The sequence below is a fragment of the Nocardia sp. NPDC059154 genome (genome assembly GCF_042755705.1).
Classification (GTDB): Bacteria; Actinomycetota; Actinomycetes; order Mycobacteriales; family Mycobacteriaceae; genus Nocardia.
Genome location: NZ_JBHZCS010000013.1, coordinates 25,716 through 38,139 on the forward strand (window position 1 = coordinate 25,716; position 12,424 = coordinate 38,139).

At 68.1% G+C, this 12,424-nt stretch carries 11 protein-coding genes; 1 reads left to right on the forward strand and 10 read right to left on the reverse strand.

Annotation, left to right across the window (positions count from 1 at the left end; translation table 11 throughout):
- Positions 1–6 precede the first annotated feature (6 nt).
- The 4 genes from ACFXN1_RS13945 to ACFXN1_RS13960 form a co-directional block, all read right to left on the reverse strand.
- Positions 7–786, reverse strand: coding sequence for an SDR family NAD(P)-dependent oxidoreductase (locus ACFXN1_RS13945; protein WP_379463584.1), 780 nt, complete (start codon positions 784–786; stop codon positions 7–9).
- Positions 786–1,211: an acyl carrier protein gene (locus tag ACFXN1_RS13950; protein ID WP_379399724.1), complete on the reverse strand. Its 426-nt coding sequence runs from the start codon at positions 1,209–1,211 to the stop codon at positions 786–788. Before ACFXN1_RS13950 ends, ACFXN1_RS13945 begins: the two co-directional genes overlap by 1 nt.
- Before the next feature lie 100 nt (positions 1,212–1,311).
- A complete protein-coding gene (gene fabD, locus ACFXN1_RS13955; RefSeq protein WP_379444978.1) occupies positions 1,312–2,289 on the reverse strand; it encodes an ACP S-malonyltransferase in 978 nt (325 codons plus the stop codon).
- 197 nt (positions 2,290–2,486) lie between these two features.
- Complete coding sequence (locus tag ACFXN1_RS13960; RefSeq protein WP_379444976.1) at positions 2,487–3,083, reverse strand: TetR/AcrR family transcriptional regulator; 597 nt, start codon at positions 3,081–3,083, stop codon at positions 2,487–2,489.
- 399 nt (positions 3,084–3,482) lie between these two features.
- Here ACFXN1_RS13960 and ACFXN1_RS13965 point away from each other — a divergent pair, with 399 nt between their 5' ends.
- Positions 3,483–4,208, forward strand: coding sequence for a BTAD domain-containing putative transcriptional regulator (locus ACFXN1_RS13965; protein ID WP_379444975.1), 726 nt, complete (start codon positions 3,483–3,485; stop codon positions 4,206–4,208).
- Between the two features lie 82 nt (positions 4,209–4,290).
- Here the strand turns inward: ACFXN1_RS13965 and ACFXN1_RS13970 are convergent, their stop codons facing one another.
- From ACFXN1_RS13970 to ACFXN1_RS13995, 6 genes are all read right to left on the reverse strand, one after another.
- A complete protein-coding gene (locus ACFXN1_RS13970) occupies positions 4,291–4,920 on the reverse strand; it encodes a hypothetical protein (protein ID WP_379444973.1) in 630 nt (209 codons plus the stop codon).
- 160 nt (positions 4,921–5,080) lie between these two features.
- Positions 5,081–7,876, reverse strand: coding sequence for a DUF5682 family protein (locus ACFXN1_RS13975; RefSeq protein ID WP_379444981.1), 2,796 nt, complete (start codon positions 7,874–7,876; stop codon positions 5,081–5,083).
- Between the two features lie 2 nt (positions 7,877–7,878).
- Positions 7,879–8,997 carry an AAA family ATPase gene (locus ACFXN1_RS13980; protein WP_354835976.1) on the reverse strand — a complete coding sequence of 373 codons (1,119 nt, stop codon included), beginning with the start codon at positions 8,995–8,997 and terminating at the stop codon, positions 7,879–7,881.
- A 13-nt stretch (positions 8,998–9,010) separates the two neighbouring features.
- Entirely contained in the window at positions 9,011–10,351 is a 1,341-nt protein-coding gene (locus ACFXN1_RS13985; protein WP_379444972.1) for a VWA domain-containing protein, read from the reverse strand.
- Positions 10,348–11,724, reverse strand: a complete 1,377-nt coding sequence (locus ACFXN1_RS13990; RefSeq protein ID WP_379444970.1) for a hypothetical protein — start codon at positions 11,722–11,724, stop codon at positions 10,348–10,350. Before ACFXN1_RS13990 ends, ACFXN1_RS13985 begins: the two co-directional genes overlap by 4 nt.
- On the reverse strand, positions 11,724–12,134 hold the full coding sequence (locus tag ACFXN1_RS13995; RefSeq protein ID WP_379463585.1) for a hypothetical protein: 411 nt from the start codon (positions 12,132–12,134) through the stop codon (positions 11,724–11,726). The genes ACFXN1_RS13990 and ACFXN1_RS13995 overlap by 1 nt, the downstream gene beginning before the upstream one ends.
- Positions 12,135–12,424 lie beyond the last annotated feature (290 nt).

The following is a 12,424-nucleotide window of genomic DNA, read 5'->3' on the forward strand; positions in this document are numbered from 1 at the left end:
TCCGATTCAGCGGGAGACCAGGCGGCCATTGCTGAGCTGCACCGCCAGTCCGCCGTCCACGCGCAGCAACTCGCCGGTCACGTAGTCGGCGGCCGGACTCGCCAGGTAGGCCACCGCCTCGGCGACCTGCTGGACGGTCCCGTAGCGGCGCATGGGGACATGGGTGCGCCCGCGCCCGCCGTCGCGCTGCAGCAGGTCACCGATCAGATCGGTCGGGATCACGCCGCCCAGAACGGCATTCACGCGGACCCCGAACCGGGCCATCTCCACCGCGCAGGCCAGTGTGAAGGCGTTCATCGCGCCCTTGGAGGTGGAGTAGTTGGACTGCCCGGTGAGCCCCTTCTCGCCCATGATCGACGACACGTTCACGATCGAGCCCTCGCCCTGGGCCATGAGGTGCCCGGCCGCGGCACGGGTGCAGTTGAACGCGCCACCCAGGTTCACCCGGATGACCTCCCACCACACCTCGGGATCCATGTCGTGCAGCAGGCCGTCGCGGGTGATGCCCGCGTTGTTGACCAGAATGTGCAAGCCGCCCAACTGTTCTCGCGTCTGCTCCACCAGATCACGGGCCGCGCCACCGTCGGCGACATCGGCCCCGATGGCGACCGCGCGCCCGCCGGAGCGCTCGATCTCGGCGACCACCTCGAGGGCCTCGTCCTTGTGGGACCGGTAGTTGACGGCCACGGCCGCGCCGCGACCGGCCAGGGTCAGGGCCACGGCCCGCCCGATGCCCCGGGACGCGCCGGTGACCAGCGCGACCCGGCCGGTGAAGTCGCCGGACATCAGGCGACAGCCTCGGCGTCGGCCGGACCGGCGGCGGCGCGCTGGGCGACCAGGTCCACCAGATTGCGCACGGTGACCAGGCCGAGCACCTGCTCACCGCGCAGTGGGCCGTTCAGCTCGGTCCGATCGAACTGCGGCAGTACCTTTTCCAGGTGTGCGAGGCCGATGTCGGAGACGATCTCGTTCTCGTCACCGAACTCGTCGTCGGGGATGCCGCCCTGCAGCAGCTCCTGGACATCGGCGACGGCGATCTTCACGCCGGTGTCGCGGTGGATGCGGAACAGGATGTCGAGCAGGTCGATGGATTCCGCGCCGAGCTCGTCGATGAGGGTGGCGTCGAGGGTCACCTCGGACTGGTCGATGCCCAGGGCGTCGGCGATCGCGTCGATGACGGCGGGAGCGAAATCGGTGCTGGTTTCGGGCATGGTTATCTCTTCCTTCGTGGTGGGGACACCGTTGGGTCCCCTGGGGCGCGGGACGCCACAGGGGTGGGGAAAGGCCGGGAAATCGGTCGGATTCGGTGGATCAGGCGTAGGCGGCGATGGCCGCGGCGATGCGGCGGGCGTCCTGGGTGCTGCGCACGGTGGCCGTGTCCAGCATGCGGTTGGCTAGCCCGGACAGCACGCGTCCGGGACCGATCTCGAGGTAGTCGGTGCAGCCGAGATCGGCGGCGGTGCCGATCACCTCGATCCAGCGGACGGGGGCCGTGAGCTGTCGGCGCAGTAGGTCGCGGGCGTCATCGCCACTCGAAATCTTGTGCGCGGTAACGGAACTGAGGACATCTATGGCGGGATCACGGAATTCGGCGCGATGCAGGTCGGCCGCGAACCGCTCCTCCAGCGCGGCCATGAGCGAGCAATGGAACGGCGCTCCGACCCGCAGCGCGACCAAGGAGCCCGCGCCTTCCTCGCGCAGTAACTCCACGGCGGCGTCCACCGCCTCCGCCGTGCCGGAAATGACCGACTGATCGGGGGCGTTGTAGTTGGCGAGTTCGACCACGCCGGCCACTCCCGCGCAGATCTCCTCGATCCGCGCCGCGGGCACCCCGGACACGGCCGTCATGGCACCCGGTATCGCCGCGGCGATTTCCGCCATCAGCTCGCCCCGGCGTCGCACCAGGGTCAGCGCGTCGGCGAGGTCCAGCACCCCGGCCGCGACCAGCGCGGTGAACTCGCCGAGGCTGTGCCCGGTCACCATGTCGGGGGAGAAGCCCTCGGCGCGCAGCACCTCGAAGATGGCGAAGGAGGTGGCCAGGATCGCGGGTTGCGCGATCTCGGTGGCCCGCAACTGTTCCGCGTCACCCTCGGCGCACAGCTTGGCCAGGGGCAGGCCCAGCACCTCGTCGGCGCGCTCGAATACCACCCCCGCCGTGGCGGGGTGTTCCCGGATCAGGTGGGCGGCCATGCCCTCGCGCTGGGAACCCTGGCCGGGAAACATGGCGATCACACTGGCGTTCATGTTGTCTTCCGAATCCTGCTGGTAGCCACGGCTACTGCGAGACATATCCTGAACGTCGCTGTTCTCGCCCCGAGTATGTGAATCCCGGCTCGAGCAGTCCTCGAGGAAAACCAAACACGCAGTAACTATCTGAGCGAAGCCCGCTTTTCGGCCGGCCGCTGCTCGTGCGGTAACTGGACATGGCCGCGACGCTAACCAGGGGCGGTTAGGACCGGGTTAGGGGTCAGCGAGCGCGATCGGCCTCAGCCGCAGTGGCTTTCGAGATAGAGCCGCAGTACCAGCCGGCCCTGGCTGACCGCCCACTCGTTGCGGGGAGCCTCCCGATAGGCGTGTTCGATGGTGCCCTCGGCGATCGCGATCGCGACCCCGAACACCCGGGGATCGGTGTGTGCGGGCATCACCCCGGATTGCAGCAGCAGGTGGCCGAACGAGTGCGCGCAACGGCGCTGATGGACGTGGACCACGTCGCTGTCGCCGTAGGCGAAGTAGAGCGCGACGAATTCGAGATGCCGCAGGAAGTGGGTGCGATGCACGGCGGCGAACAGGTCGATCGCGTGCGGGATGCTGTCCGCGCGAAGCGTTTCGATCTCCGCCGCGACCCGCCGGTCGATCCGGTCCATGTCGCGGTCGAGTAGCTGGCGGAACACCGCCTCCCGATTGGCGAAGAACTGGTAGAGCGTCGCGATCGGCACGCCGGCGCGCTCGGCGATCGCGCGGGTCGTCACGGCGTCCACGCCGTGCTCGTCCACGAGTTCCCGTGCCGCGTCCAGGATGCGCTCGACACGTTCCCTGCTGCGCGACTGCACAGGTGCGCGTCGGAGGCGCGCCGGCTCGGACACGCGATCATGATCGCAGACGACTCGGCGTGGCCGCAAAACATGAGCGGAACATGACTTTTCGTCCGATCCACCAGGTAGCGGCGTGAAGGAAACATTACTGTTTCGTGGGTCGCGTAAAGAATTCTCGCGGCTGGGGTCAATTTGCGAAACATCCACTTGCGCAGGCAAGTTGGTCATGCGAACATTGCCGCCAGCGGAAATGGGATGCGAGATGGATTGTGGCGAAATACATTTGAATATTTCTGCGGTTCGCCCATGGCGCAAGGAGTTTCATTGAGAGCATCTGGTGAACGGGCGATCCATGTCAAACTGATGGGCGAGTTCGCCATTTCGGTCTCCGGTGCGGATTGTGTTCGGTGGCGTGCGAGCAAGGCTCGATCACTGTTCGGAGTGTTGCTCGTGAACCGCAACAGCGTCGTGGGCAAGGAGCGGCTACGAGAGTTGTTGTGGCCGGACATCGATGGGCCCAGTACGTCGTTGAAGGTTACGGTGCACGCCCTGCGCAGAACGTTGGATGCCCACTTCGGAACCGAACGGCGAGACCTGCGCATCGAGTTCCGGGATTTCGGCTACGTCATGGACGTGAGTGACGATGTGATCGTCGATTGCCAGGAATTCGAGCGGTATACGGCGGCCGCACGTGACGCCGCCGCGCGGGGCCTGCGGGAGGAGGCGCTGGGCCTGTATCGACGGGCCGCCGCACTGTACTCGGGCGAGTTTCTCGACGGCGAATCCGACAGTTGGGTGATCGAACACCGGCACTGGCTGCGCTCGATGATCCTGAGCGCGTTGAACACGCTGGCCGAATACGCGCTCGAGGCAGGAGAACTCGCCGACGCCGCCGACGCGTGCCGCCGCACGCTGGCCATCGATACGGCGAACGAGGCGGCTTTTCGCCGACTGATGACGATCCACGCCCGGCGCGGGGAGCTGCAGCAGGCGGAACAGTGGTACGCGCTGTGTGCGCAACGTCTGCGGGAGCAGTTCGAAATCGATCCCAACCAGGACACGCGGTCGCTGCGGCATCGCCTGCTCGGCAGCGAATTCCTGGAGGGTTCCCGCCCGGTCGGTGCGGGCCGCCGGGCTCGCGACGGCGTCTCGAATCGCCTGGGCTCGATCGCCTGACCGCGGAGACCGAGCGTGCCGTGCATGAGCAACCCTGCTCATGTGAAAGGGCCCGGTCCTGATGGACCGGGCCTTTCCGCATTCAGAGGGTGCCGTTTTCGATGTCGCGTTTCAGCGCCGCCTGGTACGCCTGGTGGGATGAGACGCCGTTGTCGACGGTGAAGTTGATGAGCAGCGGGTTGGCGATGAAGGTGAGGTGTTCGTTCACCGAGGTGGTGCCGTTGCCGTTGTCGACGAAGGTGACCTTCTGATGGGTGATGATGCCGGGCGAGTCATAGCTGTCGGTGAGGTAGTAGTGATCGACCGGATAGAGGCGCTGTTCTGCCTGGGTTTTCGCGGGGTAGTCGACCGAGCCCATCGGGATGTTCTCCAGCGCGGTGAAATCGATGGTCTCGGTGGCGCCATCGGTGCAGGTGCGATGCACGATGATGTCCTTCAGGAACGGATGCCGCCCGATGTCGTTGCGCAGGTTCGAGTACACCGTCCATACCTTGGCGATCGGCGCATTGATGGTGATCGGCAGATCGACCGTCCGCGACGACGTGCCGGACGACGGACTCTTCTGCTCGGCCTGATACGTGGCCCAGCCGGTCTGCCAGCCGGCGGTGTAGGCGTTCGGGGTGTCGGTACAGGCCGGTGCGGAATCCGCCTGCGCCACCGGTGAACCCGCCGCGAACGACAGGGCCATTGCGCATCCCACAAGATATTTCACGGGCGGACTGTAACGTGTTCTCGCGCCCGATCGCGAGGCGCTCCCGAATTCGAGACCGAACCGTTTGAATTGTGCTGTGCGGCCCGCCTACCAGCAATGCACGGTTCGAATGACTGTCCGGCCGGCCGCCCGTCGGAAGGACGAGCCGGCCGGACCCGCGTCAGCTCCGCACGGCCGGCACGCCGAGCAGCGCGGCCAATGCCGCGGCGGTGCCCGGGAATCGGTCGAGCAGGCCGGCAACCTCGTGGTTTCCGGCCGGTCCGGCCTCCTGCCAGCCGCCCTCGATGCCGAGCAGTCCGCTGAGCGCGTCGCACGCGGCGGGGTGGGCGGCCAGCAGTTCGGTGACCGGCCCGCGCGGTGCGGCGGCCACCGGCGGTGCGGCCGTGGTGAATTCGACCGACCAGGGCGGGACGAAGGCGTCCACGGCGGGCAGTGCGCCGGGGAAGGTGCGGCCCGCTTCCCGGACCAGGCCCGGGATCAGGTCGCCCGCCTGATCCTTCAGGGTGGTGATCAACTTCGGCAGCCAGGGCAGCAGCACCACGTCCGGCAGCGTGCCGAAGGCCTTCGACAACAGCTCCACCACAAAGGGTTTCAGTGCCGGAGCCGGGTCGATGGCCTGCACGAAACCGCTGACGTACTGCGGAACCGTCGGCAGCACCAGCGGATTGGCCAGCATCCCGTCGCACCGCGCGCGCAGCTCGGCCATGGTCAGCAGGCCGAGCTGGAACCGTGCCGCCCACAGCAGGGCCACCTTGGCCGGCGCCTCCGGATGTGATTGCAGCACAGCCAGTTCCAGCTGCGTGTGATCGCAGCCCAGCGACAGCGCCAAATTCTCCATCCCGAACAGGAAGCCCAGCATGGCCGCCACCTGCGCCGGCCCGGTCTCCTCGGCGGCGAAGGCGGTGGGCAGCAGGGTGCAGTAGTGCGCGTACCCGGCTGTCACGAACCGTTCGCACCACGCCGGTAGGCCGTCCTCGGTGGAGCGGAAGTAGTTGAGCAGCACGCGGATCCGCCGCAGCACGACGGGCGCGTCGTCCACTGTCCGTTCGGCGGCGAGGAGTTCGACCGCGCGATGGCCCAGCTCATCGGCGAGCCGGACCGATCCCAGATACACCAGCGCGTCCTCGACCGCGCCCAGCGCCACGGCCGCGGTCGCGTCCGGCGCGGCGACCGCGCGCCGCAGGCGCTGCTCCAGCACCTGCTCCACCGACACGCCCTCGTACCCGAGCTCCACCAGTGAGCGCTGGTGTTTGCCGAGCCCGATGTCCCAGCTCTCCTGGATCGAGGTCTCACCCAGTCCGCGCGAGCCCATGATCGGCCGCAGCGCGTCCTGCGGCAGCAGCCTGCGCAGCAGCCACAGCAGATCCGAGCAGGGCCGCAGGTCCGGATTCGCCTTCAGGTCCAGCAGCGCGCGTTGCAGCGTCCGCTTGGACAGATCCAGTCCCAGCGGTGCCAGCCGGTCGAGCACGTCGCGGGCCAGCGGCGGCAGCGCCGCGTACCCGACCTGGCCGATGCGGTCGCCGCCGAGCAGGATCTCGCACAGCCGCCGCACATCCCGCCGCCCCGGCACCCGGTCCTTCTCGAGGCAGGTGACGGCCGCGTCCTGGAAGTCGTACGGCGTCGGACGGGCACGATTGCGCAAGCCCGCCAGCAGGATCGAGGTCTCGAAGATGGCGATGGCGTCGGCGGTGCTGGCCAGGTAGCCGTTGCGCCGGGCCAGCCGGACGATATCCACCGACCATTCCAGGAGCTCGGCCTCGTCGAGCGGGTCCAGGACCGGTGGCCTGGACAGGAAGCGCGAAAGCCGGTCCGTCACTTCGGCTTCCGGTTCCGCCGGAAGCGGCGGCCGCTTGGCGCGCTTCTTCGCTCCCTGCTGTCCTTCCAGCTGGAACGACTGCAATTTGCCGCGCCGCAAGCCCTTCGCCCAGGTGGCCGCCGCGATCGACACCGCGCCGCCGGCCAGCCCGAACTGCGCCTCGATGGCGGAGTGGCTGGACGGGATCAGCCCGTAGTGCCATTTCGTGGCCGAGCGCGGCGAGATCTCGAACGGCTCCGCCGCGGCCAGTCCGAACTGTTCGACCGGGCTGGCCGCATGGGCCGCGCCGCACACGTATAACGCCTGTGCCGGATCGATGTCGTTGGCGGCCAGGTGTTCCCGCATGCGGGTCCACATGTACCGTTCGCGGTCCTCGTCCTCGACGGTGCTGCCGCGCCGCAGCCGCCGGAACAGGCTGCCGATCATCACCATGACCTGGCGGTAGGTGTCGTAGTCGGCGTCCACCAGGGGCTGCTCGACGTACTGGTCCCACCATTCCGACCAGTGCCGGACCTTGCCGTGGTGCAGCAGGTGTTCTTCCAGTTCGGCGAAACGCGGTCGCAGATCACCGATTTCGAGGCCGACCGCGCCGCCGTGCAGGCCGTCGTCCTCGGGCTGCTCACCGTCGGAGGGTGTCTCGGACTGCTTCGCTTCGGGAGCCCACTGGAAGACGTGATCGGTGGACCGATCCACCAGCACCAGTTCGACGCCCGGCGTATCGAGCGCGTAGGCGATGGCCTGGTACTCGGCCGACGATTCGGTGATCGGCGCGACCACCGACAGCGGCGCCCATTCCGCGGGGAAGCCCTCGATCTCGGTGGCGAAGGCCTGCAGCGCAATCGGCAGGCGGCAGTTGCGCAGCTCGTCCAGCAGCGGCCGCATGTCCTCGCACAATTCCAGGTAGATCACGCTCGGCTGCTTCTCGCGCAGCCGTCGCACCATGGCCAGACCGGAGGCGGGCGAGTGGTGACAGACCGGGAAGATCTCCAGCCGCTCCGACAGCGCCCGGTCGACATCGTCGACGATGCCCGCCAGGATGTCGCCCGCCGCCCCGGGTGCGCCGGCGAACGCGACGGCCGCGTCCGCCAGCTGGTCCCGCAGCGCGGCAAAGGTATTCGGCGCGGGCCGGGTATCGGACATGCTCACGACAGCCTCGCGATCGCCGCCCGGCCGCCCTCGAGGAATTCGCCCCAGGCGGCATCGCCCTTCTTGTCCTTGGTGCGCGGCTCGACGACGCCGTGCAGGTACTTGTTGAGAATGGCCAGGTCCTCGGGCGTGCGCCGGGCCAGCGACCCGACCAGCGAACCGGCGAGGGTCTCCGCGCGCAGTTCCTTCGCACCGAAGAACTGACTGTGCAGGATGGCGTCCTCGAGTACGCCGATCTGCTCGGCGGTGGACAGTGCCGACTCCAGCTTGTCGTCGTCGCTGGTGGCGGCCGCCGCGGCGGCGCGCAGATCGGCGAAGCTCTCCAGCAGGATGTCCAGCAGCGTGGGCGGCAGTTCCAGCTCGATGGAGTGGCGGCGCAGCAGTTCCGCGGTGCGGAAGCGCACGATCTCCGCCTCGCTCTTCTTGTTGGACACCACCGGAATTCGCACGAAGTTGAAGCGCCGCTTGAGTGCCGAGGACAGGTCGTTCACGCCGCGGTCGCGGCTGTTGGCGGTGGCGATGATGGAGAAGCCCGGCTGCGCGAACACCACATTGTCGTCATCGAGCTCGGGGATCGAGACGTACTTCTCCGACAGGATGGAGATCAGCGCGTCCTGCACATCGCTGGTGGAGCGGGTGAGCTCCTCGAAGCGGCCGATCACGCCCTGCTCCATGGCGGTCATGATCGGGGACGGGATCATCGACTCCCGCGACTGACCCTTGGCGATGACCATGGAGATGTTCCACGAGTACTTGATGTGGTCCTCGGTGGTGCCGGCGGTGCCCTGCACCACCAGCGTGGAATTGCGGCTGATGGCCGCCGACAGCAGCTCGGCCAGCCAGCTCTTGCCGGTACCCGGATCGCCGATGAGCAGCAGACCCCGGTCCGAGGCCAGCGTGACAATGCTGCGCTCGACGAAACTGCGGTCGCCGAACCACTTCTGCTCCACCTCGCGGTCCAGTCCGTCGGCGCGTTCGGAGCCGAGGATGAACAGCCGCACCATCTTCGGGCTCAGCCGCCACGCGAACGGCTTGGGGCCGTCGTCGATGGACTCCAGCCAATCCAGTTCCTCGGCGTACTTGACCTCGGCGGGGGCGCGCAAAACGTCGTTCATGATGGCTGGTCTCCTAGTCGAGAAAGTTCTTGAGTTCGTGCACAAGCTTCTGGATGCGTCCGGAAATCACCGGGGTGCCAAGGTTTTTGAACCGCTCGCGGAACCACGGGTTGACACTCTGGTGGCCGGAGCTGTTCACCGAGCCGACCGGGATGAGCTTCACCCCGGAGCGGTGCACCGCTTCCATGGCCTCGAACAGCGCCTGGGAGCGATCGAACTCGTAGAAGTCCGAAATCCACACCAGCACGGTGTTCTTCGGGTCGGTGATCTTGGGCTGGGCCATGGCCATGGCGACCGGGCCGTCGTTGCCGCCACCGAGATTGGTGCGCAACAGCACCTCGAACGGGTCGTGTACCCACGGGGTGAGATCCAGGGCGCGGGTGTCATAGGCGATGAGATGCACATCCACCTTCGGCAGGCCCGCGAAGATCGACGCCAGAATGGTGCAGTTCACCATGGAGTCGACCATGGAGCCGGACTGGTCCACCACCACGATCATGCGGGCGGGGACGGTGCGCTTGGCGGTCTGGCGGTAGTAGAGCCGGTCGACGTAGAGGCGCTCGTCCTGGGGGTTCCAGTTGGGCAGGTTCTTCCAGATGGTCCGGTCCACATCCAGGTTGCGCAGGATGCGCTTGGGCGGGACCGAGCGGTCGACGGTGCCCACACTGGTCTGCTGCACCTGGGTGCGCAGCACTTCGGCGACCTCGTCGATGTAGCGGCGGATGAGGCGTTTGGCATTGGCCAACGCCACGCCGGACAGATTGTGCTTGTCGCGCAACAGTTGTTCGATCAGCGACATGCTCGGGGTGAGCTGGGCGGCCAGGTGCGGATCGGCGAGCACCTCGCGCAGCCGCATGCGGGACACCAGCTCACCTTCCAGACCGGTGAGCACGCCTTGCACGGCGCCGGCCTGCTCCTCGCCCAGGCAGCGCCGCAGCCAGTTCGCATCGGACTGCCAGCCCGCCAGCTGGGTGGCGCTGACCTGGCCGGAGCCGGTGGCGAAGACGTTCAGCAGCAGCTTGGAAACCAGTGCGGCGGTGCGGACATCGGCCGCGCCGATGGATTGGGGCGCGGCGGCTTCGGCCTCGTTCCCGGCGTCTTCGGCTGCCGCTCCCTCGGTCGCGGAGTTCCCGGTTTCGGAGAAGTCGAGACTTTCGAACTCCGCCTGCATCTCCGGATAGCGTTGCACCACATTGTCGATGGAGATGCCTGGATCGAGCACGGCCAGCGGCAGACCCAGGTCGTCGACGATGCCCGCGCTGGCCTGCTCCAGCGCCGGTTGCTGATCTCCGGTGAAGACACCGGCCAGGAGACGCCAGTACAGGATCTGGCGTCGCGTTTCATGATTCGTCATTTGCGCAGCAGCCGTCCCGCGCGCTCGCGCAACACCGCCACGGCATCGCCCGACTTGGCCTGTGCCTTGGCGACCTTCGGGTCCGTCGGGCCGAGCGCCCAATCACCGTTGTGGAAGGCGGTGAGCGCGCCCTTGACCTTGCGCTGCACGGCCAGCGGCCGCACCGACCAGACGCCCGCATCCCAGCGCAGCAAGCCGATCATGGCGCTGGACCCGGTCACCCCGGCCGGAGTGAGCGGACCGGCCGACGGCAGCGCGTCCAGCTCCACCCGGATCCGCTGGTCACCCATCTCCAGTACGCCGTCGCGGAACCGGTACCCCTCGAGCACAACCGGTTCGGCGATGTGCACCGGATCGCGATCCAGCGGCGCGACGGCCGGGGCCTGCGCCTGCGGCAGTTGCACGGTGGCGGCGACGAACGGATCGGCGGCCTCCCCAGCCTTCGCCCGATCGTCATCCCACAGCAGGTCACCGGTCGCCGTCAGCGGCATATCGGTGAGCTCCAGCGCGCGCTGCCCGGCCAGCGCGGTGAGCAACTGGCGATGCGCACCCAGCAGCTGCCACACCGCCGGTCCCACAATGGTGTCCACCTTGGCCGCCGCCACCGACACCCGCACCCGGCGGGCCGGCGCGCCCGCGACCTCGAGCACGCCGTGCAGCTGTGCCTGTACCGCGGTCCCGTGCTCGTGCAGGTCCACGCCGAGCGGGAGCAGGCGACCCGAAACCGGCTCGGTGGCAGCGGATTCCGCGCCGCGCCAGGACAGCAGCAGGGCGCGCGTCCACAGATCGGCCCAGCGTCGCGCGGGCACCCGGTCCATGGTGGCGATCGGCGCGGACGCGCCCAGTTCGGCGGTGAAGCCGTCCAGCAGCATCGCCAGCCGCCGCAGCGCGGGTTCGGCCAGCAGCGACTCCACGGTCTGATCCGCGGCCGCCACCAGGTCGTGGTCCACGCCGCGCCATCCGGCGATGGCCAGTTCACCCAACCAGGCGCGGGAACCCGCCGCGAGCGGGCTCGATGCGGCAGCATCCGGCGTCGCCGTCCACTCGGATCGATTGCGGCCCATGGCCGTATCGGCCTGGTCGACCAGTGCGTCGTGCACCGCGCCCAGCAGGGCGGCCCGCGCGGCGGCCAGCGCCGACAGCTCATCCGCGCCGATCGCCCCCGTGCTCACCTTCGACACCGCCGCCGAAACCGTGTCGGCCAGAGGCGAACCCGCCACCGCCGCGGCCAGTGCCGCCAGCGCCGCGCTCTGCGGTTCGGAAACCCGGGCGAAGCCATTGACCAGAGCGGAATCGAAGCCGCTCACCGCATCCAGGGCCGCCTCGACGCCGGCGGGCGCATCCGTCAGCGCGGCCAGTTGTACTGCCTGCATCAGCGACCCACCCCCGCCGGGAACCAGTGCAGCTCCGGAATCGGCGTCGCGCTACCCGGCAGCTCCAGGTAGGTCAGATGCCGCAGGAATCGGCTGAACACCGCGGCGGCCGGAGCCGGATCACGAGTTCCCTCGAGACAGTGGGCAAGTCGAGAACCATCCGGGACCTCGACCCGCAGGAACCGTGCCACCCGATCCTGCCCGTACTGGAGCACCGCTTCATCGATCAGCGCGTCCAGATGCTTGCAGCCCCACCCCTGGTTCAACCCGCCGCACGGCCGGTTGTTGTTGGTGCTGCAGCTCAGCCCGTGCGTCCCCGCGGTCACCGATGCCACGTACACCCGTGAGATATCGGAGCCACTCGACACCACCCCCTGCAGGCGTCCGTCGGCCAGCTCGACGAACGGCACCTTGTTCAATTTCCGCGGCGCGACAGCGGGCAAAACCCGCACCACAGCAGCGCTTTCCCAAGCCGGTTCACCCGGCGTGGCACTCGGATTCGAGGCCATCGTTCTCCCTCCCGGTCGATCACGATGCGCCCAAGGTATGTGACCCCACCGACAAGTCCCGTCCCACCCCCGAAACGGCTGGTGAGGATCCCTTCCCGTGGCAGCTCCCGGGCCCATCCGCCGGCGACGGCGGCTGCCGTGAACGGAGTCGTGCCGCTCGAAGCGGACGTATTTCACTGACTCGCAACGCA

Coding starts and splice junctions, on each gene's coding strand:
- ACFXN1_RS13985 (WP_379444972.1), bottom strand. CDS start 10,351: ATGACGAATCATGAAACGCGACGCCAGATCCTGTACTGGCGTCTCCTG.
- fabD (WP_379444978.1), bottom strand. CDS start 2,289: ATGTCTCGCAGTAGCCGTGGCTACCAGCAGGATTCGGAAGACAACATG.
- ACFXN1_RS13945 (WP_379463584.1), bottom strand. CDS start 786: ATGTCCGGCGACTTCACCGGCCGGGTCGCGCTGGTCACCGGCGCGTCC.
- ACFXN1_RS13990 (WP_379444970.1), bottom strand. CDS start 11,724: ATGCAGGCAGTACAACTGGCCGCGCTGACGGATGCGCCCGCCGGCGTC.
- ACFXN1_RS13975 (WP_379444981.1), bottom strand. CDS start 7,876: ATGTCCGATACCCGGCCCGCGCCGAATACCTTTGCCGCGCTGCGGGAC.
- ACFXN1_RS13980 (WP_354835976.1), bottom strand. CDS start 8,997: ATGAACGACGTTTTGCGCGCCCCCGCCGAGGTCAAGTACGCCGAGGAA.
- ACFXN1_RS13950 (WP_379399724.1), bottom strand. CDS start 1,211: ATGCCCGAAACCAGCACCGATTTCGCTCCCGCCGTCATCGACGCGATC.